General features: G+C 58.9%; 22 protein-coding genes. 19 read left to right on the top strand and 3 right to left on the bottom strand.

Annotation, left to right across the window (positions count from 1 at the left end):
* Nucleotides 1-66 precede the first annotated feature (66 nt).
* A complete protein-coding gene (locus ETHHA_RS08220) occupies nt 67-1,446 on the bottom strand; it encodes an MFS transporter (protein ID WP_049776587.1) in 1,380 nt (459 codons plus the stop codon).
* Between the two features lie 324 nt (nt 1,447-1,770).
* On the opposite strand from ETHHA_RS08220, the gene spoIIGA reads away from it, so the two are divergent.
* The 15 genes from spoIIGA to ETHHA_RS08145 all read left to right on the top strand — a co-directional run bounded on the left by spoIIGA (nt 1,771) and on the right by ETHHA_RS08145 (nt 19,822).
* The gene (spoIIGA, locus tag ETHHA_RS08215; RefSeq protein ID WP_013485519.1) at nt 1,771-2,730 is read left to right on the top strand and encodes a sigma-E processing peptidase SpoIIGA; all 960 of its coding nucleotides are present in this window, start codon (nt 1,771-1,773) and stop codon (nt 2,728-2,730) included.
* On the top strand, nt 2,702-3,397 hold the full coding sequence (gene sigE / locus ETHHA_RS08210; protein WP_242822116.1) for an RNA polymerase sporulation sigma factor SigE: 696 nt from the start codon (nt 2,702-2,704) through the stop codon (nt 3,395-3,397). The genes spoIIGA and sigE overlap by 29 nt, the downstream gene beginning before the upstream one ends.
* Before the next feature lie 382 nt (nt 3,398-3,779).
* A complete protein-coding gene (gene sigG / locus ETHHA_RS08205; RefSeq protein WP_013485517.1) occupies nt 3,780-4,550 on the top strand; it encodes an RNA polymerase sporulation sigma factor SigG in 771 nt (256 codons plus the stop codon).
* Nucleotides 4,551-4,630: 80 nt separating this feature from the next.
* Nucleotides 4,631-4,927 carry a YlmC/YmxH family sporulation protein gene (locus tag ETHHA_RS08200; RefSeq protein ID WP_013485516.1) on the top strand — a complete coding sequence of 99 codons (297 nt, stop codon included), beginning with the start codon at nt 4,631-4,633 and terminating at the stop codon, nt 4,925-4,927.
* 156 nt (nt 4,928-5,083) lie between these two features.
* Entirely contained in the window at nt 5,084-5,824 is a 741-nt protein-coding gene (rpsB, locus tag ETHHA_RS08195) for a 30S ribosomal protein S2 (protein ID WP_013485515.1), read from the top strand.
* Nucleotides 5,825-6,048: 224 nt separating this feature from the next.
* Nucleotides 6,049-6,957 carry a translation elongation factor Ts gene (gene tsf / locus ETHHA_RS08190; RefSeq protein WP_013485514.1) on the top strand — a complete coding sequence of 303 codons (909 nt, stop codon included), beginning with the start codon at nt 6,049-6,051 and terminating at the stop codon, nt 6,955-6,957.
* 319 nt (nt 6,958-7,276) lie between these two features.
* Complete coding sequence (gene pyrH / locus ETHHA_RS08185; protein WP_013485513.1) at nt 7,277-7,993, top strand: UMP kinase; 717 nt, start codon at nt 7,277-7,279, stop codon at nt 7,991-7,993.
* Between the two features lie 108 nt (nt 7,994-8,101).
* Complete coding sequence (gene frr, locus ETHHA_RS08180) at nt 8,102-8,653, top strand: ribosome recycling factor (RefSeq protein WP_013485512.1); 552 nt, start codon at nt 8,102-8,104, stop codon at nt 8,651-8,653.
* A gap of 27 nt (nt 8,654-8,680) precedes the next feature.
* Nucleotides 8,681-9,418, top strand: a complete 738-nt coding sequence (gene uppS, locus ETHHA_RS08175) for a polyprenyl diphosphate synthase (protein WP_013485511.1) — start codon at nt 8,681-8,683, stop codon at nt 9,416-9,418.
* 72 nt (nt 9,419-9,490) lie between these two features.
* On the top strand, nt 9,491-10,357 hold the full coding sequence (locus tag ETHHA_RS08170; RefSeq protein ID WP_013485510.1) for a phosphatidate cytidylyltransferase: 867 nt from the start codon (nt 9,491-9,493) through the stop codon (nt 10,355-10,357).
* A 41-nt stretch (nt 10,358-10,398) separates the two neighbouring features.
* Nucleotides 10,399-11,580: a 1-deoxy-D-xylulose-5-phosphate reductoisomerase gene (locus ETHHA_RS08165; RefSeq protein WP_013485509.1), complete on the top strand. Its 1,182-nt coding sequence runs from the start codon at nt 10,399-10,401 to the stop codon at nt 11,578-11,580.
* Between the two features lie 32 nt (nt 11,581-11,612).
* Entirely contained in the window at nt 11,613-12,647 is a 1,035-nt protein-coding gene (rseP, locus tag ETHHA_RS08160) for an RIP metalloprotease RseP (protein WP_013485508.1), read from the top strand.
* Between the two features lie 5 nt (nt 12,648-12,652).
* Nucleotides 12,653-13,738: a flavodoxin-dependent (E)-4-hydroxy-3-methylbut-2-enyl-diphosphate synthase gene (gene ispG / locus ETHHA_RS08155; protein ID WP_013485507.1), complete on the top strand. Its 1,086-nt coding sequence runs from the start codon at nt 12,653-12,655 to the stop codon at nt 13,736-13,738.
* On the top strand, nt 13,735-18,108 hold the full coding sequence (locus ETHHA_RS08150; RefSeq protein WP_013485506.1) for a PolC-type DNA polymerase III: 4,374 nt from the start codon (nt 13,735-13,737) through the stop codon (nt 18,106-18,108). The genes ispG and ETHHA_RS08150 overlap by 4 nt, the downstream gene beginning before the upstream one ends.
* 577 nt (nt 18,109-18,685) lie before the next feature.
* Nucleotides 18,686-19,822, top strand: a complete 1,137-nt coding sequence (locus ETHHA_RS08145; protein WP_013485505.1) for a GGDEF domain-containing protein — start codon at nt 18,686-18,688, stop codon at nt 19,820-19,822.
* A gap of 83 nt (nt 19,823-19,905) precedes the next feature.
* Here ETHHA_RS08145 and ETHHA_RS08140 read toward each other — a convergent pair whose 3' ends face one another.
* Nucleotides 19,906-20,541 carry a nitroreductase family protein gene (locus tag ETHHA_RS08140; protein ID WP_013485504.1) on the bottom strand — a complete coding sequence of 212 codons (636 nt, stop codon included), beginning with the start codon at nt 20,539-20,541 and terminating at the stop codon, nt 19,906-19,908.
* A gap of 311 nt (nt 20,542-20,852) precedes the next feature.
* Here ETHHA_RS08140 and speD point away from each other — a divergent pair, with 311 nt between their 5' ends.
* The 3 genes from speD to speB all read left to right on the top strand — a co-directional run bounded on the left by speD (nt 20,853) and on the right by speB (nt 23,511).
* Nucleotides 20,853-21,692 (top strand): adenosylmethionine decarboxylase, encoded by an 840-nt coding sequence (speD, locus tag ETHHA_RS08135; protein ID WP_041687409.1) that lies wholly within the window; start codon nt 20,853-20,855, stop codon nt 21,690-21,692.
* Between the two features lie 69 nt (nt 21,693-21,761).
* Nucleotides 21,762-22,622 (top strand): polyamine aminopropyltransferase, encoded by an 861-nt coding sequence (gene speE, locus ETHHA_RS08130; RefSeq protein WP_013485502.1) that lies wholly within the window; start codon nt 21,762-21,764, stop codon nt 22,620-22,622.
* The gene (speB, locus tag ETHHA_RS08125; RefSeq protein WP_013485501.1) at nt 22,612-23,511 is read left to right on the top strand and encodes an agmatinase; all 900 of its coding nucleotides are present in this window, start codon (nt 22,612-22,614) and stop codon (nt 23,509-23,511) included. The genes speE and speB overlap by 11 nt, the downstream gene beginning before the upstream one ends.
* A gap of 14 nt (nt 23,512-23,525) precedes the next feature.
* Here the strand turns inward: speB and ETHHA_RS08120 are convergent, their stop codons facing one another.
* A complete protein-coding gene (locus tag ETHHA_RS08120) occupies nt 23,526-24,014 on the bottom strand; it encodes a DUF1648 domain-containing protein (RefSeq protein ID WP_013485500.1) in 489 nt (162 codons plus the stop codon).
* A gap of 154 nt (nt 24,015-24,168) precedes the next feature.
* Between ETHHA_RS08120 and ETHHA_RS08115 the strand changes: the two genes are divergently transcribed.
* A complete protein-coding gene (locus ETHHA_RS08115; RefSeq protein ID WP_013485499.1) occupies nt 24,169-25,095 on the top strand; it encodes a hypothetical protein in 927 nt (308 codons plus the stop codon).
* Nucleotides 25,096-25,135 lie beyond the last annotated feature (40 nt).

Here is a 25,135-nt window from a genome sequence, read left to right as displayed (position 1 = left end):
CCGGTACGGTATTGAACCGTACCGGGCTTTTTGTGCGCGCAAATGGATATCCGGCGAGCAAGTCTGTCAGCCTGCTACGGGGGTTGTTGCGGCTTTATGGTGCCGCTCGGCAAGGTCTTGCTCCACTTTCTGATAGACGCTGTCCAGCTTGTAGCGGGAGAGCAGGAACAGCATCAGTGCGCCCACGAGTAGTGGCAGGACGAGGTACATGAACTGGATGGCGGTCACAGTGGAGGATACCTGCGTATGTGCCTGCGCGGAATAGCCGCTGACGGCCAGTGCAATGCTCACCGCCGCGGTGCCCAGGCCGCTGCCGACTTTCACGGTGAAGCTTGAGGTGCTGTAGGTCAGGCCCTCGATGCGCACGCCGGTCTTCCACTCGCCGTATTCGATGGTGTCGGTCGCCATCGCATAGTAGCAGCCCATGACGGGAGACATGCCGAATCCTTTGATGATGCTGCCCACGATCAGCAGCGTGAGGTTGGAAGGCTGCACCAGCATGGCGGCGGAGCCGAGCATGACAATGACGACGCCCGCCATGCACAGGTTGCGCTTGCCGAAGCGGAGAATCAGCTTGGGCAGCAGCAGCGTACCGATCATGATGGGAATGTAGAAGCCGAGCGCCACGGCGATGTTCAGCGTCTGCTGCAGTCCGGTTGGCGCGCCCACCACATAGGTGACGTAGAGGATGGTGGTGGAGCAGTTGGAGACATAGAAAAAGAAAAAGATCGCGCCGAATATGACGATGAACAGCCAGTTGTCGTTCCTCAGCAGCGTGCGGATGGATTTGCCCAGCGACAGGCCGGCCTGCTTCACGCCCGGCAGGTTCACGCGCTCCTTGGTCCAGAAGAAGACCATCAGGAACAGCACGACGGCGATAACACCGTATGTAATGCCCGTGCGGCTCCAGCCCGCGTAGCTGCCGCCGTAGGACGTGACAATGAGCGGGGTGGCGCAGCTGACCATGATGCCGCTGCCATAGGCGAGGAAGGTGCGGAACAGGTTGACGACGGACCGTTCATACTGATTGTGCGTGATGAGGGAATTGAGAATGCCGTAGGGCGAGTTGATGAACGAATAGATGACCTGAAAGATCAGCAGGCTGGAAAAGGCCCAGACCATTTTCCAGGTCATGCCGATGTCCGGCACCGAGAACATCAGCGCCAGAAAAACGGCATACGGCACCATCATGCGCAAAATCCACGGTCGCGCCTTGCCGTAGCGGGTCTGGGTCTTATCCACCGCGATGCCGGCGGCCACGTCGGCCAGCCCGCCTACGAACATGGCCACCAGCGTGACCACTGCCGCGGCCGCCGCGCTGATCTTCAGCACCTGCGTGTAGTAGATGACAATGAACCACCCAAACGAGGCATATCCGAGATTGTGGGCCCAATCGCCCACGCCGTAGCCGAAGCGTTCCCGAAAGCTGATTTTTTCGCTTTCCATGTAGAATTTCCTCCGATTCGCTGTTTTGTAGTTGTAGTAACAAGGATGTGATGAAATGTGATTGAATATAGTTGGATTTGTGTGTGAATTCCTATACATTATACTATTTGTGCCTGCTTTGTCCAGTGTCGGACGAAAGAGCATGGAACACGAAGGAAGATCCCGGTGCGGCGCCTGGCTCCGGGCGCGGAACCGGGAGAACGGAACCGGCAAACGGAACATATGCGGGAACGTCCAAAATGTGACAATCCTTGTACGCCGCCGCGCTTATAATAAAAGCAACCCGTTTGGGGCCGCGGGAAATTGGTTTGCCGAGGCGATGCAATGGTACGAGTGGTCTATATAGACGTTCTGTTCGCCGTCAATCTCATCCTGGACTATTTTATTCTGCTTACCGTGTCCCGTATGCTCCACCGGCAGGATAAAAGGCTGCGGCTGCTTCTGGGGGCGGGGGTGGGCGCGCTGTACGCGCTGTTCATCTTTTTGCCGGAAATGGGTATCCTCTATACGGCCGGCCTGAAAGCCCTGCTTTCCGTGGGTATCGTGCTGGCGGCCTACCGCTTTTCCACCGTCAAATCCTTTTTGCAGATGCTGGGGCTTTTTTATCTGGTCAGTTTTGCGTTCGGCGGGTTGATTTTCGCACTTTATTTTTTCTGCACACCGCCGGGCATGCTCATGCGCAACGGCGTGGTATATTTCGATATCTCGCCGGTCACGCTCATCCTGGCGGCGGGCGCCTGCTATGTGGCCATCACACTGTTTTCCAGGCTGGTGCGCCGGCACGAGTCCCGCTTTTACAGCCTGGCGCTCTCGGTGGACGGCAAAACGGTTTCGCTTTCCGCCATGCTGGACACCGGCAACAGCCTGCGCGATCCGCTCTCGGGCATGCCGGTGATGGTGGTCGAATATGGAGCGGTGCAGCCGCTGCTGCCGCGTGCGCTGCGGCCCGTGTTTCAAAAGGGGGCGGCCGGGGAACTGCCTCGGCTGGAGGGGAGCGGCTGGGAGAACCGGCTGCGCATGGTGCCATATGGCGGGTTGAACGGGAAGGGTGGCCTGCTGCCCGCCTTCCGGCCGGATGAACTGGCGGTACAGATGAAAAACCGGACGGTGAAAACCAAGGATGTATTCATAGCCGTTTGCGGGGGCCGCCTGAGCAGCGACGGGCGGTATCGGGCCTTGCTCACCCCCATGCTGATCAACACATTATCGGGAGATGATTCTTTTGCCGGCGATGCGCGAACTGTACCGGCGGGCCATGCGCGCATGCATGGCCGTGATACATAAGCTGCTTTTAGACGAAAACCGCATCTATTATATCAACGGGCCGGATACGCTCCCGGCTCCTCTTGGGGCGGAGGACGAGGCCGCCTGTCTGCGCGGGCTGGAAGCGGGGGAGAAGGATGCCAAAAACCGGCTCATCGAGCACAACCTCCGGCTGGTGGTCTATATCGCCAAAAAGTTTGAAAACACCGGCGTGGGCGTGGAGGATCTCGTTTCCATCGGCACGATCGGCCTCATCAAGGCGGTGAACACGTTCTGCCCGTCCCGCGGCATCAAGCTGGCCACCTATGCCTCTCGCTGTATTGAGAACGAGATTCTGATGTTCCTGCGCAAAACGCAGAACCAGAAAAACGAGGTCTCCATAGACGAACCGCTGCATGTGGACTGGGACGGCAACGAGCTGTTGCTTTCCGATGTGCTGGGCACCGACAGCGACGTGGTACACCACAACATCGAAAAGGATGTGGATAAGAGTCTGCTGGCCGCCGCCATCAGCCACCTGTCCAAACGCGAGCGCGTCATTATGGAGATGCGCTTTGGTCTGCGCGGCGGCCCGGGGCGCACCCAGAAAGAGGTGGCGGATTCGCTGGGCATCTCGCAGTCGTATATCTCCCGGCTGGAAAAACGTATCATCCAGCGGCTGAAGAAGGAGATCGAGCGCGTGGGGTAAACCAACCGAAACAAAACAGCCGTCCGGCATTGGCCGGGCGGCTGTTTTGCGCCCGGCCGCCTGTCTTGCGCTCAGTATAGCACGGAGATTTTCTGCCGTATACCGCAGTTCTGCATGACAGAACTGCAAGATTTCAGCGCGGAAACGGCCGTAGCAAAGGTCTGCAAGTCGAATGGCAGGCATCCAGCTTGAAAACCAGGTAAATCTTTTCCATGCTTTTTGATTTCCAGTGCGGCGGCGGTGAGCGGGGGCGGGCATAGCCCGCATGAAAAATTTACCGCTCATAAAAAATGGGTGGGCGCGCAGCGCATGCGTATACGAACCGTTCCGCACGGCAATACTGGAAATGGAATTTTATTTCCAGTTTTCGGGAGGGTCGTGTATGCAGTTCAACAAAGTGGAAATCTGCGGCGTGAACACTTCCAAATTGAAAGTGTTGACGGAATCACAAAAAACGGCGCTGCTCAAGCGCGTGAAACAGGGCGACCTTGCCGCCAGGGAAGAACTCATCAGTGGCAACCTCCGGCTGGTGCTCAGCGTCATCCAGCGCTTCACCAACCGTGGGGAGAATCTGGACGATCTGTTCCAGGTGGGGTGCATCGGGCTGATGAAATCCATAGACAACTTCGATATTTCTCAGAATGTACGCTTTTCCACCTATGCCGTTCCTATGATCATCGGCGAGATCCGCCGCTATCTGCGCGACAATAACCCCATCCGTGTCAGCCGTTCGCTGCGGGACATCGCCTATAAGGCCATGCAGTGCAAAGAGCGGCTGATGAACGCAAATCAGCGGGAGCCGACCATTGAGGAGATGGCCAAAGAGATGGATATGCCCAAAGAGGAGATCGTGATGGCCTTGGAATCGGTGGTGGAACCGGTGTCGCTCTACGAGCCGGTATACTCCGACGGCGGGGACACCATCTATGTGATGGACCAGATCGGAGACAAAACGGTAGACAGCGACTGGCTGGACGAGATCACGCTCAAGGAGGCTGTGGGCGCCCTCAGCGAGCGGGAAAAACGCATTCTCTACCTGCGCTTTTTCGAAGGGCACACCCAGATGGAGGTCGCTTCCGAGATCGGTATCTCGCAGGCGCAGGTCTCCCGGCTGGAAAAAGGGGCGCTCTCCAAGATCAAAAGCCAGATGTGACGGGTATCCGCACTGTCCTTGCCGCATAAAGTGGAAGCAGGAACGCCGGCGCCGCGCCGGCCCTTGTGGAGGTGTGCAGTGTGGATTTGACCACGATCGAGGAACTCTCCTGCAAAGATGTCATCAACCTGCGGGACGGCAGCCGGCTCGGTAATGTCTGCGACGTGCAGATCAGCATTTGCGACGGGTGTGTCAAAGCGCTTATCATTTTCGGCCGGCCGCGTTTTTTCGGCCTTTTCGGGCGGGATGAGGATCTGCTCATCCCGTGGGAAAATATCGACAAGATCGGGGAGGATACCATCCTGGTGGACTGCGAGCCCTGCTGCGGCCCCGCGCGGCCGTGCAGAAAAAAAGGCATTTTCAGTTTTCTTCACTGAGAGCTTGCAAAGATTGCCGGAATGTGGTACAATACTTCTGCTAAAACACACGCACCGTGCGTTCGGGACGGTGCCTTTTTTCTGCAATGCGCAGGAAGGGTTTCCCCGGGCGAAATTTCACGCGGTGCGGCGGTAAAACCAGGAGGTTTTTTGATTATGGCATCTGTCGTTACTATGAAACAGCTTTTGGAAGCGGGCGTGCATTTCGGCCACCAGACACGGCGCTGGAACCCGAAAATGACCCCGTATATCTTCACCGAGCGCAACGGCATCTACATCATCGATCTGCAGAAGACCGTGCGCAAGCTCGAAGAAGCTTACAACTTCGTGCGCAAGCTCTCCGAGGGCGGTAACACCATCCTGTTCGTAGGCACCAAGAAGCAGGCGCAGGACTCCATCCGCGAGGAAGCCGAGCGCGCGGGCGCGTATTTCGTCAACGCGCGCTGGCTGGGCGGTATGCTCACCAACTTCCGCACCATTCGCCGCCGCATCGACCGTCTTGCCCAGCTGCGCAAGATGGAAGAGGACGGCACGTTTGAACTGCTTCCGAAAAAGGAAGTGGTCAAACTCAAGCTGGAGATCGAGAAGCTGGAGAAATACCTCGGCGGCATTAAAGATATGAAAAAACTGCCGGCGGCGCTGTTCATCGTCGATCCGCGCAAAGAGCGCATCGCCGTTTCCGAAGCGCGCAAGCTGGGCATTCCCATCGTCGCTATCGTGGATACCAACTGCGATCCGGATGAGATCGACTATGTCATCCCCGGCAACGACGACGCCATCCGCGCTGTGCGCCTGATCTCTTCCGTGATGGCCAACGCGCTGCTGGAAGGCAAGCAGGGCGAACAGAACGCACAGGCCGCCGGCGAAGCGGCCGGGGAAACCGCCGCCGCGCAATAAAGGCGCATTTCCAGGGAAATGGGGCATCCGCCCCCGCAAACAGGCAATGTGGATGGGGCTGCCTCCGACACATGGACGGCCCGACGCCGCTTCCGCATATAGGGAGATTCCCCCGTATGCGGGGCGCCATCGGGTTCGGGCCGTGGGCGGGGCGCCCTTTTCTTATGAGGATACATCCGTCGTTTTCAATGGTTTGACGACACACATACAGGGAGGAATTATAAATGGCATTTACAGCAAAAGACGTGAAGGCGCTGCGGGAGCAGACCGGCGCCGGCATGATGGACTGCAAGAAGGCGCTGACGGAGTCCGACGGCGATTTCGACAAAGCCGTGGAATACCTGCGTGAAAAAGGCCTGGCCGCGGCCGCCAAAAAGTCCGACCGCATCGCGGCGGAAGGCGTGGTTTTTGCCGAGGTCGATCCGTCCCTTCACGCGGGCCTGGTGCTGGAAGTGAATGCCGAGACCGACTTTGTGGCCAAGAACGATTCGTTCCAGGAATTTGTGCGGCAGGTGGCCGACACCATCCTCAAGCAAAACCCGGCCGATCTGGATACCCTGCTGGCACTGAAAGCGGAAGGCTCCGATCTGACCGTGGCCGAAGTGCTGCATGAAAAAGTGCTCACCATCGGCGAGAACATTAAGATCCGCCGCTTCGTCCGTTTGGAAGGCGACCTCATCACCTATATCCACGGCGGCGGGCGCATCGGCGTGCTGGTGCAGTTCGACACCGACGTGGCGGGCAAAGACGGCTTTGGGGAATACGGCAAAGACATCGCCATGCAGATCGCGGCGATGAACCCGCGTTACCTCAACGAGCAGGCCGTGCCGGCCGACGTGGTCGAGGAAGAGAAGAAAGTGCTCACCGTGCAGGCCATGAACGAGGGCAAACCGCAGAACATCGCGGAGAAAATGGTCAACGGCCGCATCCGCAAGTTCTTTAAAGAAATCTGCCTGGTCGATCAGGAGTTCGTCAAGGACGCCGATCTGACGGTGTCGAAATATACCGAAGAGACCGCCAAGAAACTGGGCGGCGGCATCAAAATCACGCAGTTCGTGCGCTTTGAAAAAGGCGAGGGCTTGGAGAAACGGCACGACGATCTGGCGGCGGAAGTCGCCGGCATGGTGAAATAAGATACGTTTTGCAAACAAGAGGGTGTTTCCAATGGAACTGTCCCGCCCGTGTTCCCGGTGCGGCCGATGATCGGTCCGCGAAGGACGCGGGGCCGGCTTCCTGTGAAAGCAGCCTCTTTTTGCTGCGCGCGTGTGCATTCTCGCGGGTGCCGGGCGTGTTGTTCACAAAATAGGGGTTTACAGCCCATTCCATTTCGGGTAGAATAAGATTTGCTATGGGGCGGGTGCCGCTTAGGGGCGCCCGTGCCATCCGCCGATAGTCCACGGGTGCGGCGCGGGCCGCCGCGGGCCATATCGGCAGAAAGCGTGGAGGTTTAATATGGAGCAGCCCCGATACAGGCGTATTCTTCTGAAATTGAGCGGAGAGGCTTTGGCGGGGCCGAAGCATTTCGGCCTGGATTATGACGTCGTCACCGAGATCTGCCGCAGCGTGAAAGAGGCGGCGGATCTCGGCACCGAGATCGCGGTGGTGGTCGGCGGCGGCAACTTCTGGCGCGGGCGCAGCAACGAAAAGATGGACCGGACGCGTGCCGACCATATGGGTATGCTGGCCACCGTCATCAACTCGCTGGCCATTGCCGACGCACTTGAGCAGTTGGACGTGCCGGTGCGTGTGCAGACGGCCATCGAGATGCGGCAGATCGCCGAGCCCTATATCCGCAACCGCGCCGTGCGCCATTTGGAAAAAGGGCGCGTGGTGGTGTTCGGCTGCGGCACGGGCAACCCGTTCTTCTCGACGGACACGGCGGCGGCCCTCCGCGCGGTGGAGATCGACGCGGACATCATCCTGAAAGCCACCATGGTGGACGGCGTATATGACAGCGACCCCACCAAGCATCCGGATGCCAAGCGGTTCGACCATATTGCCTATATCGACGTGCTCAACCGCGGGCTGGGCATCATGGACAGCACCGCCACCTCCCTCTGCATGGACAATGAAGTGCCCATCATGGTTTTCAGCCTGGAAGACCCGCGCAACATTGTACGGGCCGTGCTGGGTGAAAGCATCGGCACCATCGTGCAGAACACACTTTGAAAGCGCTCTGTCGGCACATCGGATGACAAAAAAGAGCCGCTTCCCAATCCGGCCGCAGGGAAGCGGACATGTGATAGACCGCGGCGGCAGCGGGGAAAAGGGTTTGATATGGCAGGCAAACAGGATTATCAGGTGAAAATGACCAAAACGGTGGCGGCGCTGGAAAGCGAATACGGCACCATCCGTGCCGGCCGTGCCAACCCGGCCATTTTGGATAAGGTGCGGGTGGACTATTATGGCACCCCCACGCCCATCAACCAGATCGCAGCCGTTTCGGTCACCGAGGCGCGCAACCTGACCATCCAGCCGTGGGATATCACACAGCTCCGGGCAATCGAGAAAGCGATCTATGCTTCCGATCTCGGTGTCAACCCGCAGAACGACGGCAAAATCATCCGCATCGCTTTCCCGCCCCTCACCGAGGAGCGGCGCAAAGAACTGGTGAAAACGGTGCGCAAATACGGCGAGGATGCCAAAGTGGCCATCCGCTCCATTCGTCGGGATGCGATCGAGTCGCTCAAGGAGCAGAAAAAAGGCGGTGAGCTGACCGAAGACGACCTCAAGGACGCGGAGAAGAAGGTGCAGGACGCCACCGACCGCTTCTGCAAGGAGATCGACGGTATCGCCGCCAAAAAAGAAAAAGAAATCATGGAAATATAACGGCAGCGCCGTGCGGAGGGCTTTGGCATGTTTGGGTTTCGCAAAAAAACGGAAGCGCCGTCCGAACGGATTTTGCCGGTGCACATCGCCATCAAGATGGACGGCAACCGCCGCTGGGCCAAACAGCACCATGTGCCGAGACAGGCCGGGCATGTGGCCGGTTCCGAGGCGTTCAAGACCATCGCGCGGTATTGCAACAAGATTGGTGTGCAGTACCTCACGGTTTATGCATTTTCCAGCGAAAACTGGAAACGCTCGGAGGATGAAGTGTCCGGGCTGATGAGCCTGCTGCGCAAAAATCTGCGGGATGTGCTTACCATTTTCCGAGATGAGAACATCCGCACCCGCTTCATCGGCGATCGCACCCGGTTGGATGCGGAATTGCAGGCGCTGATGGCGGAAACCGAGGAAGTTTCCGAAAATCGCACCGGCCTGCGGCTGAACATCGCGATCAATTACGGGGGGCGCCCCGAACTGGTGGCCGCCGCGCGCGCCATTGCGGAGGACGTGCGGGCGGGCACGCTCGCGCCCGAAGCGGTGGATGCGAACGTACTGGCATCGCATCTCGAAACGGCCGGGCAGCCCGATCCCGACCTGGTCATCATGCCCGGTGCGGAAAAGCGCATCTCCAATTTTCTGCTGTGGCAGTCGGCCTATGCGGAATACTGGTTTTCCGATGTGCTCTGGCCGGATTTCACACCGGACGTTCTGGAACAGGCCATCGCCGATTTCAACACACGCAAGCGCCGCTTCGGCGGCTCCTGAGCCGCCCGGCCGGCAGACGGTGCGGGCGGCCTTGCGGAAGCGGCGGGATGCATCCTGTGGAAAGGGGCTAACATGAGACAACGGCTTATCTCGGCGGCGTTCGGCGTGCCCCTGATCGCAGCGGTACTGCTGCTTTACAACACCGTGGTTCTGAATATCGTGGTGGCGCTCATCAGCATTTTGGCGCTTTATGAGGTCTTCGTGGCCATGAAATACATCCAGAGCCGCGGACTGGCTGCCGCAAGCTTTGTTTACACGGCGGTGATGCCCTTTTTCAATATTAGCCGAATGCACCTGATCGTGATGATATTCAGTTATCTGTTTATTGTGGTGCTGTTCAGCCTGCTGATGCATTACCGCGCGGGCCTCAAGCTGGAACAGATCGGCACGGCGTTCATGCTCACGGTCATGATCAGCCTGGCGTTTTCCAGCATCGTGTTTCTGCGCGATATTTTCTCGACGCATGGCTATACCACTTTCGATTCGCTGTTTTATCTCGCGCTTATCTTCATCGGCGCGTGGATCACCGACGCGGGCGCGTATTTTGTGGGGCGTTTTTTAGGACGGCACAAGATGGCGCCGCAGATCAGCCCAAAGAAAACGGTCGAGGGCGCGGTGGGCGGCGTGGTGTGTTCCACGGTGCTGTTTCCGGTGGCGGGGCTGATTTATCAGAGCTACGCCGCCTCCTTGCATATCGGGGTGACGGTGAACTATCCGTTGCTGGTCGTGATGGGCGTGCTCTGCGCGCTCGCTGCCATTTTCGGCGATCTGGCGGCGTCCATCATCAAGCGCGAATGCCGGATTAAGGATTTCGGACACATCCTACCCGGCCACGGCGGTATCATGGACCGTTTTGACAGTGTGATGTTTGTCGCGCCGCTATTGTATGTGCTGGTGCAGATCGTGCATGTCGTATCGGTGGGTACGATTCCGGTATAATTGACGGCGGGCAGAGGCATTTTAACAGAAAGGGCTTTCATATGATGGCAGTGCAGTCCCTCGCGATACTGGGTTCCACCGGCTCCATCGGTACACAGGCGCTGGACGTGGCCGAAAAACTGGGGCTTCGGATAACGGGGCTTGCCGCCGGCCGCAATGTGGAGGAACTGGAACGGCAGGTGCGCAGGTTCTGCCCCGCCGTGGCGGCGGTGTCGGATGAAGAAGCGGCCGGACGGCTGCGCGCCAGGCTACGCGATGTGCCGGTGGAAATTCTTGCGGGTGAAGAAGGCGTGTGCGCCGTTGCACGCGGGGAAAGCGACCTGGTGCTTAACGCGGTGGTGGGCATGGCCGGGCTGGCGCCCACGCTTGCGGCTATACGGGCTGGGCGGAATCTGGCGCTGGCCAACAAGGAATCTCTGGTGGTCGGCGGTGAACTGGTCATGCGGCTCGCCGAGGAGAACGGCGTGCGTATTCTGCCGGTGGATAGTGAGCATTCCGCCGTATTCCAATGCCTGCAGGGCTGCGCGGGGCGCGGGGAGGTCGAACGTCTGATCCTCACCGCATCCGGCGGGCCCTTTTTTGGCTGTTCGCGTGCCGAACTTGCGCAGGTGGGTCCGGAGCAGGCCCTCCATCATCCAAACTGGAAAATGGGTGCCAAGATCACCATCGACAGTGCCACGCTCATCAACAAAGGGCTGGAACTGATCGAGGCGATCTGGCTGTTCGGCCTGCCTCCGGAGAAAATAGAGGTGGTGGTGCACCGCCAGAGCATCGTGCACTCGGCGGTGGAATTCGCCGACCATGCCGTTTTGGCCCAGCTCGGCGTGCCGGATATGCGCGTGCCTATCCAGTATGCCGTTACCTGGCCGCACCGTGTGCCATCCCCCGTCCGGCAGATGGACTGGTTTTCGTTAGGCGCGCTCACGTTCGAGCGGCCGGATGAAGACACGTTCACCGGGCTGCGGGCATGCAAAAAGGCCATCCGCCGCGGCGGGCTGGTTCCGGCAGCGCTCAACGGCGCAAACGAGGAAGCGGTGGCGCTGTTTTTAGAGAAGGAGATCGGTTTTCTGGACATCGCCGCGCTGGCGGAGGCCGCGTCCGACCGCCAGGAGCCGGGCGAGGTGACCTATGAGGGCATTCGGAAGGCCGACGCGGCCGCCCGCGCGTTTGTGCGCGCCCAGGCGCGGAAAGCCGACGGAAGCGTGCCCCGCCGGGCGCTGTGACCGTTTCTATCTGAACCAAAGGAGTGGTGGGTATGACTGCGATTTTATATATCGTGATTGCCGTGATCGTATTCGGCGTATTGATTTTCCTGCACGAATTCGGCCACTTTTTCACCGCGAAACTCTGCGGGATCAAGGTCAATGAGTTTGCCGTCGGGATGGGTCCAGCACTGTTCAAATTCCAGAAAGGGGAGACCAGATACTCCCTGCGCGCGCTGCCCATCGGCGGTTTCACCGCCATGGAGGGCGAGGACGGCGAGAACAACGATCCGCGCGCGTTCGTCAACCGGCCGGTCTGGCAGCGCATCATCGTGCTGGTGGCCGGCGCGTTCATGAATATCCTCACGGGGTTTGTCATCATCCTCATTATTATTATGCTGACGAACCCCATCCCGTCCACCACGGTGGCGCAGTTTGCCGACGGCGCGACCAGTTCGCAGACCGGCCTGCGGGCAGGCGACCGGATTCTGAGCATCGACGGCGCGGCCGTCCATATCAACATGGACATCACGCTCGGCCTCATCACCAGCAACAAAGGCAAAGTGAACATGCAGGTGCTGCGGGGCGGCAAGGTGGTCGATCTGCCCGCCGTGCAGTTCCCCATGACCGACGACGGCAACGGCGGCAAGGTGATGGCGCGGGATTTTGTTGTCTATGCCCAACAGAAAACGCCCGGCCGGGTGATTTCCTATGCGTTTTACTGGACGATCGCCATGGTGAAGCTGGTGTGGGTGACCATTCTGCAGATGTTCACCGGGCGCTACAGCGTCAAGGATCTTTCCGGGCCGGTGGGCGTTACGGCGGCCATGGGGCAGGCGGCGTCACAAAGTCCGTCCATGCTGTTCAACGTCGTAGCGATGATCGCCGTCAACCTTGGCGTGGTCAATCTGTTCCCACTTCCGGCATTGGACGGCGGCCGTCTGCTGTTCGTCATCATCGAGGGTATCCGCCGCAAGCCCATCTCCCGGAAATACGAGGGCTATGTCCATCTCATCGGGTTTGCTCTGCTGATGACACTGATGCTGTTTGTGACGTTCAATGACATTGTAAGGCTGATCAAGAGGTAGAACCTATGAAAAGACGAAAGACAAGGCAGGTGCGGGCGGGCAAAGTCGCCATCGGCGGGAGCGCGCCGGTTTCGGTGCAGTCCATGCTCTGCGCACCCGCGCGGGATGTGGCCGCCAACGTGGAGCAGGCCCGGCGGCTGGAACAGGCCGGCTGTGAGATCGTGCGGGTGGCCGTGCCGGATATGGACACCGTGCGGCTTATTCCCGTGCTCAAAGAAGCCGTTTCCATGCCGGTGGTCGCCGACATTCATTTTGACTGGCGGCTGGCGCTGGAATCTGCCGCCGCGGGCGTGGACAAAATCCGCATCAACCCCGGCAACATCGGTGGAGATGAACGGGTGAAGGCGGTGGCCGAAGCCTGCGCCGCCAGAGGCATCCCTATCCGCATCGGGGTGAACGGCGGCTCGCTGGAGAAGCCGTTTCTGGAGAAATACGGGCGCGCCACCCCGCAGGCTCTGGTGGACAGTGCGCTCTATCACGCCGCGCTGCTGGAACGGTATGATTTCCATGACATCGTTCTTTCGCTCAAGGCGTCCGACGTGCCCACCATGGTGGAGGCCTACCGCCTGGCCGCCGCCGCGTGCGAGTATCCGTTGCATCTGGGCGTGACCGAGGCGGGCACCGAGCGGATGGGGCTTGTCAAATCCGCCGTAGGGCTGGGCGCGCTGCTCATGGAGGGTATCGGCGACACGGTGCGCGTGTCCCTCACCGCCGACCCGGTGCGCGAGGTGCGTGCAGCTAAGGATATCCTCACCGCCTGCGGCCTGCGAAACGAGGGCGCGCAGCTTATCAGCTGCCCCACCTGCGGGCGCACGCGCATTGACATCATCGGCCTGGCGGCCAAAGTGGAGCCGCTGCTTGCTTCGGTGAAAACGCCGATGAAAGTAGCGGTGATGGGTTGCGCCGTGAACGGACCGGGCGAAGCCAGAGACGCGGACGTGGGCATCGCGGGGGGAGACGGCATCGGGTTGCTGTTCAAAAAGGGCGTGGTGCTGCGCCGCGTGCCCGAAAGCGAACTGCTGGACGCACTGATGGCGGAAGTGCGCGCCATGGATGAACAAAATCGAAAGGACAGCGAGCAACAGGCATGACATTGGGGAAATTGTTTGCAAACTATGCGCCGTCCGGCCCGGAGGCGGACACGCTGCGGGCGGGCGAAGTGACCGGCATGGAGGTCTCGCGCGAGGGACGCGCGCTCCATGTGGACGTGGCGTTCTCCGGTTTGTTGCCGTTTGCCGCGCTGTCCGCATTGGAAAAGGGCGCGGCAGCGGCGTATCATATGAGCAGGCTCTCCGTCCGTCCTCATTATGACGCGTCGTTGTTTGAGCTGTCGTTTTTTCCCGAACTGGTGGACTGCCTGCGGCAGCGCATCGCGGCGGTCAACGGCTTTTTCGACCACTGCAAGCCGGAGCTGGACGGCGATACGCTCACCATCCGGCTGTTCTGTGGCGGGGCGGACCTGCTCATGAAAGCCGGATGCGACAAGGCGCTTGCGAGGCTGGTTCGGGAATTGTTCGGCGTGCAGCTTTCTGTGGTGCTGGCGGATGAGAAAAAGGATCTGCCGGACGATGTCAAAATCGAGCGCCCGGCTCGCCGCATGGACGCGCCTCCTCCTCCTTGGGAGGATGACGCTCCGCCCCTGCGGGACGACGCCGTGCCTCCGCCCTGGGAAGAAACGCCGCCGCCCGTGCGCGATGCGCCTCCGGAAGCGCCGCAGGCTGCACCCAAGCGGCAGGCGCCCGCCCGCCGCGCCGCCGGAAACGGACAACAGGTGCAGATTACCGGGGTGCTGTTTGGGCGTGCCGTTCGCGGCGCGATGCAGCCGCTGGACACCGTGACGCAGGAATCCGGCAAAGTGACGGTCTGGGGCGACGTGTTCGGGCTGGACGTGCGCGAAACGCGCGATGGCAAAAAGAACATCGTATCGTTCAACATCACCGATTACACCTCGTCCAACACCGTCAAGATCATCAAGGATAAAAAGAAGCTGGAGCCGCTTCTCGCCAAGCTGAAAAACGGCATGACCGTGGCGGTGAGCGGCGAGGCTTCTTACGATACATACGATCACGACGTGAACATCCGCGCAAACGACATCGCGCAGGCCAAAAAAGAAGAAAAGCAGGACGACGCCCCGGTCAAGCGGGTGGAGCTGCACCTGCATACCAATATGTCCGCGATGGATGCGGTGACGCCCGCCGCCGCTTATATCAAGCGTGCGGCGCGCTGGGGGCACAAAGCTATCGCCATCACCGACCACGGCGTGGCGCAGGCGTTTCCTGAAGCGATGAATACCGTGGAGGCCATCCGCAAAGACGGCGGCGAGATCAAGGTCATCTACGGCATCGAGGCGTATTTCGTGGACGACACCGTGCCCGCCACAGTCGGCGGGGCGAATATGCCGTTTTCCGGCGAGTTCGTCGCGTTCGACCTCGAGACCACCGGGCTGAACCGTGAAAACGACCGCATCACCGAGATCGGCGCGGTACGCATCCGGAACGGCGAGATCGGAGAGCGGTTCGATCTGTTTGTCAACCCGCACAAGCCCATTCCGCCGCGCATCACCGAGCTGACTGGCATCACCGACGACATGGTGAAAGACGCGGCGGAGGAAGACGAGGCGCTCCGGCAGTTTTTCGCCTTTTGCGGCGACGCGGTGCTCGTGGCGCACAACGCGGAATTCGACACGGGGTTCTGCCGGGCTGCCGCGGCCCGCTGCGGCATGGAGTTCCCCTATACCTATATGGATTCCATCCCGCTCTGCCGCACCGTGCTGCCCGGCCTGAAAAACTACAAGCTGGACACGGTGGCAGGCGGGCTGCACCTGCCGCCGTTCAACCATCACCGCGCGTCGGACGACGCGTTCGTGCTGGGGCAGATTCTGGTTCAGGTGCTGGACATGCTGCGCGAACAGAAGGGCGTGGGCAATGTCAAGGACATCAACGGCGTTACCACCGGGGGAGACGTGCGGCGCCTGCCGTCCTACCATCAGATTTTGTTGGTGAAAAACAGCACCGGCCTGAAGAATCTGTACAAGCTCATCTCCAAATCGCAGTTGGACTATTATTTCAAACATCCGCGCGTGCCGCGCAGCGAACTCAGCCGTCTGCGCGAAGGTCTGCTGGTGGGCAGCGCGTGCGAGGCGGGCGAGCTGTTCCACGCCATTCTGGAAGGCAAACCGTGGGAAGAACTCAAGCAGATCGCCGCGTTCTACGATTACCTGGAGATTCAGCCGCTCTGCAACAATAGTTTTCTCGTGCGCGAGGGCAAGGCCACGCAGGCGCAGTTGGAGGAATTCAACCGCATGATCCTCCGGCTGGGCGACGAACTGCACCTGCCGGTCGTCGCCACATGCGACGCGCATTTTATCGACGAGCGGGACGGCGTTTTTCGTCAGATTCTGATGTCCGGCATGGGTTTTAAGGACACGGATGAGCAGCCGCCGCTTTATTTCCGCACTACCGGGGAGATGCTGAAGGAATTCGCCTATCTGGGAGAGCGTGCCCAGGAAGTGGTGGTGGAGAACCCGAACAAAATCGCGGATATGGTGGAGGATGACATCCGCCCCATACCCAAGGGCACCTACCCGCCCTCCCTCGACGGCGCGGACGACGACCTCACGCGCATCGTTTGGGGGCGCGCGCACGATATGTACGGCGAAAACCTGCCGGAGATCGTGGAAAAGCGCCTGGCGCGCGAGATGGACTCCATCATCAAGCACGGTTTCTCGGTGCTGTATATGATCGCGCAGAAGCTGGTGGCCAAGTCGGAGAGCGACGGCTATCTGGTCGGCTCGCGCGGGTCGGTCGGTTCATCGTTTGTGGCTACCATGTCCGGCATCACCGAGGTCAACCCGCTGCCGCCGCATTATGTCTGTCCCAAGTGCAAACACAGCGAATTCATTACCGACGGCAGCGTGGGTTCCGGTTTTGACCTGCCGGCCAAAACTTGCCCCGTCTGCGGCGAGCCTCTCTGGCGGGACGGGCACGACATCCCGTTCGAGACTTTTCTGGGCTTCGACGGCGACAAGTCCCCGGATATTGACCTCAACTTCTCAGGCGACGAGCAGCCCACCGCCCATAAATACACGGAGGAGCTGTTCGGCAAGGGGCATGTGTTTCGTGCGGGAACCATTTCCTCGGTGGCGGAAAAGACCGCCTACGGTTTTGTGAAAAAGTATCTGGAGGAAAAGGGGAAGACGCTGCACAAGGCGGAGGAGGCGCGGCTGGCGCTGGGCTGCACGGGCGTGCGCCGCACCACCGGCCAGCACCCGGGCGGCATGATCGTGGTGCCGCGCGATTACGATGTTTATGACTTCACACCGGTGCAGCACCCGGCCGACGACACCTCGTCGGACACCATTACCACGCATTTCGACTTCAACTGCCTGCATGATACCATTCTCAAGCTCGACATCCTCGGCCATGATGTGCCCACGCTCTATAAGCGGCTGGAAGAACTCACCGACAAGCCGGTGATGAGCGTGCCCGTGCCCGACCCGAAAGTGCTGGAACTGTTCACTTCCACCGCGCCGCTCGGTGTCCGGCCGGAGGACATCGACAGTGAGACGGGCACGTTCTCCCTGCCGGAACTGGGCACCAAATTTGTGCGCGGCATGCTGGTGGAATCCCAACCGAAGACCTTTTCGGACCTGCTGCAGATTTCCGGCCTCTCCCACGGCACCGACGTGTGGTTGAACAATGCGCAGGAACTCATCCGCAACGGCACCTGCGACATCTCCGAGGTTATCGGTACGCGTGATAACATCATGACCTATCTGCTGCACAAAGGGCTCAAGCCCAAGTCGGCGTTCAAGATCATGGAGATCGTGCGCAAAGGCCGCGCCCCCAAGCTGCTGACCGACGACTATATCCAGGAAATGAAGGAACACGGCGTGCCGGACTGGTACATTGATTCCTGCATGAAGATCAAATATATGTTTCCGAAAGCGCACGCGGCGGCCTACGTGATCGCGGCGCTGCGGCTGGGATGGTATAAGGTCTACATGCCGCTGGAATATTACTGCGCCTACCTCAGCGTGCGCGGCGGCGATTTCGACGCGGAGATTATGACCAGAGGCGTGGAGCGCGTGGTGGACAAAATGAAAGAGATCGCACAAAAGGGTCGCGACGCCACCCAGAAGGAAAGCGACATGCACGCCATGCTTGAGATCGTGCGGGAGATCTATGCGCGCGGCATCCCGTTTTTGACGGTGGACATCTACCGGTCCGACCCCGTGCGGTTCTTGCCGCAGGAGGGGAAAATCCGCCCGCCGCTCACCTCGGTGAAAGGTCTGGGCGAGTCGGTGGCGCGTTCCATTGCGGCGGCGCGCGAGCAGGGGAAATTCCTCTCAATGGAAGAGCTGCAGAGCCGCGGCGGCGCGTCCAAGACTGTGGTGGAGAGCCTGGAAAGTTTCGGCGCGCTGGCCGGGATGCCCCGCACCAGTCAGATGACCTTTTTCTGATATACAGCTGGATGGTTCACCGTTCCGGGCCGGTTATGGCCTCCAGCTTTGCCGGGGGGCTGTGGCGCGGGCATCCGCCGGTGGCGGGCAAAAAAATTCCCCGGCAGAAGCCGGGGATCAGGTGAAGTGAAATCAGATCAGATAAAGAAAAGAGAGAGGAGAAAAAGAATGAAAAAGCATGCTTTTATTATAAGGGCCGCTCATTAACAAACTGTGAAAACGTTGTAAAGATTTCAGATTTGTACACTATCTGCCCGAAAAGAACGTGGCGAAAGCACTGGATTAGTAAAATATGTAAAAATATATTAAAATTTACATTATGAGGCACGTTTCTCATTGCGCATTCAAAGATGGAAGTGTATAATGAAACCACGTTTAAACGGGTAGATAAACGAGCCGATCCCGTTTTGTTGTCCGTTGCGTGTGCTGGACGGTTTTCCGTTTTTCCATTGGTCTCCCGGCAATGCCGGCCGGAGGCAGCGCGTAAGGAAAGCCGCAAAATGGCAGACCATGTCGGCATGGGCCGTGCGGGTATTTGGCGCGCAGAAAAACAGGAAGCCGGTGCAGGTGCTGATTTATGGATCTTTTGGGATATGCGGAGATAGACCTTTTTGCCCTTGCGGTTCTGATTTTGGTCTTGTTGAATCTTCGGCGGCGCGATGCGGACACCTATGATCCGCAAGCCGGGGTGTTCTTTTATATGGTTCTGGCAAGCTGTGCCCTGGTGCTTCTGGACTTGGCGGCCTGGCTGGTTGACCGGCGCCCCGGCGATATGGCGCGCGCACTCAACTATGCCGTCAATCTTGTTTATATGTGCGCCACTCCGTTCCTCGGGTTGCTGTGGGGCCTGTATGTGGACTACGAAATATACCGTGACCAACGCAAAACGCATCGGATTATGCTGCCGTTTCTGGTTATTGCCGTTGCCATCCTGTGTGTCGAGCTTTCCAGCCCGTTCACGGGGTGGGGCTTTTATGTGGATGCGCATAATGCCTATCACCGCGGCTTGCTGGCCGTGGGGGTCATATTGGGATACTATGGATATTTGCTGTATGCGTTCATCGCCGTGCTCCGCCATCGCAGAAGCTTGCCCAAAAAGGCCTTCACCTCTATGCTGGTGGCGACCCTTCCGCTCATGTTGGGCGGCGTGTTCCAGAGTTTGTTTTACGGCCTGCCGCTCGTCTGGCCATGCATCACCATCTCGCTTCTGATTATCCTGTTCAACATTCAGAACAATCAGCTTTATACCGACCATTTGACCGGGCTGTATAACCGCAAGCACCTGGAGCATTATCTCAGCGGGTGGCTGAAAAACAGGAAAGGCCGCGGCCAGCTTGCGGGTGTGATGCTGGATCTGAACGATTTTAAAAAGATCAACGATCGATGGGGGCATGAAACCGGCGACCGCGCGTTGGTGGAAGCGGCCGCCATTCTCAAGGCGACCTTCCGGAGAAAGGACCTGATTTGCCGGTATGGAGGCGATGAATTCATCGTTATCCTGCAGGTGCGTGACCACCAGGACATGACCCGCGTCGTCAAGCGGCTGAAACAGACCGAGATGCAGGCCAGACTGGATCGAACCCTGCCCTACAACATCCGTTTCAGCATCGGGTATGACATCTTTACACCCGAAATGGATATCCCGCGCTTCATTGAACACATTGACAACCTAATGTATACGGACAAACGGCGCGCCAAAATGGAGCAGGTATAAGGATGCACCTGCCGCCATGCGAAAAGCCTCCCGCTTCTGGGGCACATCCCCGGCGGAAGGCTTTTTACGTGGCGGCAGGAAGATCATCTGAAGATTTTTACACGATCCTCGATGGGAGAGAAGTCTTTCTCTCCGGCCGCTACAAGCGGCTTGCCGAACGGCATCTCGGAGAGCAGCTTCCAGTTTTCGGGGATGGACCATGCGGCTTTGACCTGCTCGTCGATCAGCGGGTTGTAGTGCTGGAGGTTGACACCCAGTCCGGCTTCTTCAAGCGCTGTCCAGACCGCGAATTGCAGCATGCCGGACGACTGCAGCGACCAGATGGGGAAATTATCTTTATACAGTGCGAATTGCTCCTGCAGACCTTTCACCACGTTTTGGTCCTCAAAGAACAGCACGGTGCCATAGCCCGCCTGAAAACCGTTGAGTTTGGCCTCGGTGTCCGGGAAATTGGCCGACGGAACGATGGCCTTGAGCGTTTTCTTGGCAAGTTCCCACAGCTGATCGCTTTGCGCGCCAAACAGCAGAACCACCCGCGCGCTCTGCGAGTTGAATGCGCTGGGCACATGCAGCACAGCGTCTTTGACGATCTGCTCCACCTGTTCGGCAGACACAATCTCCTCCTTGCCGATGGAATAGATGGTGCGGCGGCTTTTCACGGCCTCCCAAAATGCGGACGTTTGCGCACTTTCGGCTTTGTCTTTGTATAATATGGACATATGGAACCCTCCCATATAAATTGATCGAAAAAATAAGATGTTTTAAATACACCTTTATAGTATACTACATTTTCTGAAAAATCAACCCCTTTTCTCATTTTTCCCAAACAGCATGGATGATGCGGATTGTCAACAAAATTTTACAGGACGTTTGCGAGGATTGTGCCGCGTATCTATTGAAAAAGCGGAGCATAATGGATACAATAATACTGTTGTGCGTGGGCGGCGTCGCGTCCCTTTTTCTTGAAAAGGCGCGGCGCCGCAAATCTGTGGGCGCCGGCCCGATTGAGCCTGATTTTAACCGAAGGAGCATGATACGGGGTAAGATGGAAAACAGGATAAAGCTCTATGGTTTCAACAATCTGACAAAATCGCTCAGTTTTAACATGTACGATATCTGTTATGCCAAAACGGTAGAAGACCGTAACGCATATCTGTCGTATATTGACGAGCAGTATAACGCGGAGCGCCTGACCGATATCTTGAAACACTTGACTCAGATTATCGGGGCCACCGTCCTGAATATTGCCAAGCAGGATTATGACCCACAGGGTGCCAGCGTGGCGCTGTTGATCTGCGAAGAGCCCATGCTTGCCAAACGGGCGGGGGACACGCAGGCGACTCCCGGTCCTGCGGCCCCCGGCCCGGCTTCTTCGGAAACGGTGCTGGCGCATCTGGACAAAAGTCATATCACCGTGCACACCTACCCCGAATACCATCCGGACGGCGGCGTCTGCACGTTCCGGGTGGATATCGATATGTCTACCTGCGGCGAGATCACCCCGCTGAAGGCGCTTCATTACCTCATCAACAGTTTTGAAGCGGACATCATGACGATTGATTACCGTGTGCGCGGCTTCACGCGGGACATCACCGGAAAGAAGCTGTTTATGGAGCACCCGATGACGTCCATCCAGAACTACATCCCGCGCGAGATCCGCGAGCAGTATCAGATGATTGATGTCAACGTTTATCAGGACAATATCTTTCATACCAAATGCAAACTCAGGGAGTTTGATCTGGATAACTACCTGTTTGGCTATAAAGAAAAAGACATCCACCCCGGCGAAGCACAGCGTGTGACCCGCAAACTGCAGAAAGAAATGGATGAAATCTTTTACGGGCGCAACATGGTGGATTTCCATGTCTGAGCCTGCCGGTACTGTCCTCAGGCCGTCGCCCGTGCGCGCCGCTTGTTTTTTCAGAAGGAGGGCGGTTTTATGACCGATCTGTGGTATTCCGAGTATCATGCCGCCGACGTACGCTTTTCCATCAAAGTGACCAGGCAGCTTTGCAGCGAGCAGACGCCGTTCCAGAAAATCGACTTTTTTGAATCGGAGACGTTCGGTACATTTTTCACCATCGACGGGTTGGTGATGGCAACACAGAAAGATGAGTTCGCCTACCACGATATGATTGCCCATGTGCCGTTTGCGGTGCATCCGGCGGTGCGGCGGGTGCTCATCATCGGGGGCGGAGACGGCGGCACGGCGCGTGAGGTCTGCCGTTATCCCGGCGTGGAGCATGTCGATCTGGTGGACATCGACGAGCGGGTGGTGCGCCTGTGCCAGCAGTATCTGCCGCAGACGGCATCGGTGCTGGACAGCGACCCGCGTGTGCATCTGCATTTTGAGGACGGGCTGCAATTCGTCGGCCGCGCGGAAGAAGGCATGTATGATCTGGTCCTGGTGGATTCCACCGACCCTGTCGGCCCCGGCGAAGGGCTGTTTACCCATGCGTTTTACCAAAACTGCCACCGCGCGCTGACGGAAGACGGCATCCTGATCAACCAGCACGAAAGCCCGTATTACCCGATTTATGCGCATGAGATGCTGCGCGCCCATGCCAAGATCCGGGCCACGTTCCCCATCGCGCGGGTCTATGAGTTCCACATGCCGACCTATCCGTCGGGGCACTGGCTGTTTGGGTTCGCGTCCAAGCGGTACGACCCAGTCGCGGATTTCCGCCCGGAGCGGTGGAACGCGCTTGGGCTGAAAACCCGGTATTACAACACCGACCTGCACACGGCGGCGTTTGCGCTGCCCACTTATGTAAAGGAGCTGCTGGAACATGGCGCATGAACCGAACATACCGCTGCTTCCCACCTGCTTCATCGGGTGCGAAACGCCGCTTGCGGAAAGCCGGATCGTGCTGTTCGGCGCGCCGTTTGACGGCACGGTGACATTCCGCCCCGGCTCGCGCTTCGGGCCCGCGCAGATGCGCCCCGATTCCTACGGGCTGGAAGCCTACAGCCCCTATCAGGACGCCGATCTCGAAGATGCCGCCGTGCACGACGCGGGCGACCTCGACCTGCCGTTTGGCCGGGTGGAGCGCGCGTTGGCGGAGATCGGCGCGTTTTCAAAGCGGGTGGTGGAAGCAGGCAGACAGCCGCTGATGCTGGGTGGCGAGCACCTGGTCACGCTGCCCGCGCTCAAGGCGGTGCATGCGAAGCATCCCGATCTGTGCGTGCTGCATTTCGACGCGCACACCGACCTGCGCGCGGATTATCTGGGTGAGCCGCTTTCCCATGCCACGGTGCTGCGCCGCGTGTGGGACGAGCTGGGCGACGGGCGCATTTTCCAGTTCGGCATCCGCTCCGGTTTGCGCGAGGAGTTCGAGTGGGCCAAAACGCACACGCACCTTCACCCGTTCGATCTGGACGGGCTGGACACGGCTCTGGATGCCATCGGCAGTCGGCCGGTGTATGTCACCATCGACCTCGATGTGCTCGATCCGTCGGTCTTCCCCGGTACCGGTACACCCGAACCCGGCGGCGTAACGTTCAGAGAACTGCTCGCCGCGCTCTGCAAACTGCGCCGCCTGCGCATCGCGGGCGGGGATGTGGTGGAGCTTGCCCCGCATTACGATGCAAGCGGCGTGTCCACTGCCGTGGCCTGCAAGGTGGTGCGGGAACTGGCCGTTGCCATGTCGGCGCGTGAATCTCAGCAGGAAAAGCCGGGACGGTTTTAGATTGCCCCGGTTGTTTAAAGAATGCTGCTGAATTTTTTGTGGGTGTAGATGAGAAACAGGATAACGCCCCCAAGCAGAATGCCGAGGTTCAGCGGCAAAGCCCAGATGGGGCTTGGTATCGCGTGCGCCTGTGTCCATACAGTCTGCGCCATGATGACAAGCATGCATAGTTTGACAAAGAGCATCATCCAGCGCATAACGTAGACAAATGCCCCGCGGTTCTCATCCGTGACTCCCTCCGGCGTGTTCCATGCGGTTGGCGGGATAAGCGCAAGAATCAGGGTGATGAAAACATAGAGCCCCGCCGCCATGCAGGGCACGATCCAGAGATTTCCCTTGCTGCCCCAGGCGTCCGCCGCCCCGGAGATGCCGAAATGCGTAGGGATGCGGGCTGGGATTTGGTTCCAGAACAGCGGCAGCAGGATAAACGGCAGCGCCGCCAGCGCGGCGAGCACGATCTCGCACGCAAGTTGGAGCGGGGTGTATGAGTAACGTTTTTTCATGCAATGTCACTCCCTGAGGATGTCGACAGGTTCTTACAGCCCCAGTATAGGCGTTTGGTTCGACTTGTCAAGTGCAGAACTGCCGAAGACGACAGCGCCAAATGTGGTATAATAAAAAGGTGCTTGAGGAACTTTGGCAGAGAGGGTGGACACCATGAGCGTTCTTTCCTGGTTTTTTCTCGGGATCGGCGTGTTTGCGTTGGCGATGCTTGCTGTTTTACAGCATGGCTTTGGGCAGGCATACAACTCCCGCCTGTTCGGCGTGAAAATACCGTCGGAGGAAACGGGCAGCCCTGTTTTTCAGGCCATCCGAAAAGCATACCGGCGGCAGGGCAGGCGGATGCTGCTTGTTGCCGCGGCCACCTGTTGGGTGCCCGTGTTGTTCGGCCGGTTTCCGTCTCTTTCGTTTCTGTACTGGATCGTTTGGCTCTTTCTGTTCTATTATCTGGCGGTTCTGCGCCCGTATATCGCGGCCAACCGCAGCATGGCGGCCTGCAAGGCGGAGAGCGGTTGGGCCGCGCTCCCCGGCAGAGAGCCGTGGGAGGACGACCGGTATTGGAAATACGGCCTGTTCTACTGCAATCCGAACGACCCGTCCGCCTGCGTGCCGGGGCAGGTTCGCAACGGCATGACGTTCAATCTGGGCAGCCGGAAAGGGCGCGCCGGATTCATCGCGCTTTGCACCGTCATCACGGCGGTTTTGATCGGCCTGTGTGCTTTCCTGATGCCCATTGATTTCAGCACGCCGCGTTTTTCGCTGGCGCATGGGAGCGTGGTGGTCAATTACCCGGTGTTCGGCACGTCCATCCCGCTTGCGAATATCGAGTCTGTCTCGCTGACGACGGCGGAACCCGATACCAGCTACCATACCAACGGCGCGGGCACCTCCCAGTGGGCGCGCGGCACGTTTGTGCACGACGGTAAAAAAATGACGGTGTTTATTTACTGCGGACGCCCGCCCTATATCAAGGCCATGTTGAAAGACGGTTCCGCTTTTTATTTCAATGAAAAAGCCCCCGCGGATACCCGTTCGGAGTATGCGCATCTCCGGCAGGCGCTCGGGTGGACGGCGGCAGGCTGAGCGATGCCCGCGTTGTGCGGCCAAGCATGACGCTTTTTCC

This window comes from Ethanoligenens harbinense YUAN-3, assembly GCF_000178115.2.
Classification (GTDB): Bacteria; Bacillota; Clostridia; order Oscillospirales; family Ethanoligenentaceae; genus Ethanoligenens; species Ethanoligenens harbinense.
This window is presented reverse-complemented; position numbering and strand designations above follow the sequence as displayed.

What these genes read in the sequence shown, in the direction of transcription:
- sigG (WP_013485517.1), top strand. Translation starts at nt 3,780, where the DNA reads ATGCAGTTCAACAAAGTGGAAATCTGCGGCGTGAACACTTCCAAATTG.
- ETHHA_RS08165 (WP_013485509.1), top strand. Translation starts at nt 10,399, where the DNA reads ATGATGGCAGTGCAGTCCCTCGCGATACTGGGTTCCACCGGCTCCATC.
- ETHHA_RS08150 (WP_013485506.1), top strand. Translation starts at nt 13,735, where the DNA reads ATGACATTGGGGAAATTGTTTGCAAACTATGCGCCGTCCGGCCCGGAG.
- speD (WP_041687409.1), top strand. Translation starts at nt 20,853, where the DNA reads ATGATACGGGGTAAGATGGAAAACAGGATAAAGCTCTATGGTTTCAAC.
- ETHHA_RS08145 (WP_013485505.1), top strand. Translation starts at nt 18,686, where the DNA reads ATGGATCTTTTGGGATATGCGGAGATAGACCTTTTTGCCCTTGCGGTT.
- ETHHA_RS08220 (WP_049776587.1), bottom strand. Translation starts at nt 1,446, where the DNA reads ATGGAAAGCGAAAAAATCAGCTTTCGGGAACGCTTCGGCTACGGCGTG.
- speB (WP_013485501.1), top strand. Translation starts at nt 22,612, where the DNA reads ATGGCGCATGAACCGAACATACCGCTGCTTCCCACCTGCTTCATCGGG.
- frr (WP_013485512.1), top strand. Translation starts at nt 8,102, where the DNA reads ATGGCAGGCAAACAGGATTATCAGGTGAAAATGACCAAAACGGTGGCG.
- uppS (WP_013485511.1), top strand. Translation starts at nt 8,681, where the DNA reads ATGTTTGGGTTTCGCAAAAAAACGGAAGCGCCGTCCGAACGGATTTTG.
- ETHHA_RS08170 (WP_013485510.1), top strand. Translation starts at nt 9,491, where the DNA reads ATGAGACAACGGCTTATCTCGGCGGCGTTCGGCGTGCCCCTGATCGCA.
- rpsB (WP_013485515.1), top strand. Translation starts at nt 5,084, where the DNA reads ATGGCATCTGTCGTTACTATGAAACAGCTTTTGGAAGCGGGCGTGCAT.
- ETHHA_RS08140 (WP_013485504.1), bottom strand. Translation starts at nt 20,541, where the DNA reads ATGTCCATATTATACAAAGACAAAGCCGAAAGTGCGCAAACGTCCGCA.
- ETHHA_RS08120 (WP_013485500.1), bottom strand. Translation starts at nt 24,014, where the DNA reads ATGAAAAAACGTTACTCATACACCCCGCTCCAACTTGCGTGCGAGATC.
- spoIIGA (WP_013485519.1), top strand. Translation starts at nt 1,771, where the DNA reads ATGGTACGAGTGGTCTATATAGACGTTCTGTTCGCCGTCAATCTCATC.
- rseP (WP_013485508.1), top strand. Translation starts at nt 11,613, where the DNA reads ATGACTGCGATTTTATATATCGTGATTGCCGTGATCGTATTCGGCGTA.
- speE (WP_013485502.1), top strand. Translation starts at nt 21,762, where the DNA reads ATGACCGATCTGTGGTATTCCGAGTATCATGCCGCCGACGTACGCTTT.
- ETHHA_RS08115 (WP_013485499.1), top strand. Translation starts at nt 24,169, where the DNA reads ATGAGCGTTCTTTCCTGGTTTTTTCTCGGGATCGGCGTGTTTGCGTTG.
- pyrH (WP_013485513.1), top strand. Translation starts at nt 7,277, where the DNA reads ATGGAGCAGCCCCGATACAGGCGTATTCTTCTGAAATTGAGCGGAGAG.
- sigE (WP_242822116.1), top strand. Translation starts at nt 2,702, where the DNA reads ATGCGCGCATGCATGGCCGTGATACATAAGCTGCTTTTAGACGAAAAC.
- tsf (WP_013485514.1), top strand. Translation starts at nt 6,049, where the DNA reads ATGGCATTTACAGCAAAAGACGTGAAGGCGCTGCGGGAGCAGACCGGC.
- ispG (WP_013485507.1), top strand. Translation starts at nt 12,653, where the DNA reads ATGAAAAGACGAAAGACAAGGCAGGTGCGGGCGGGCAAAGTCGCCATC.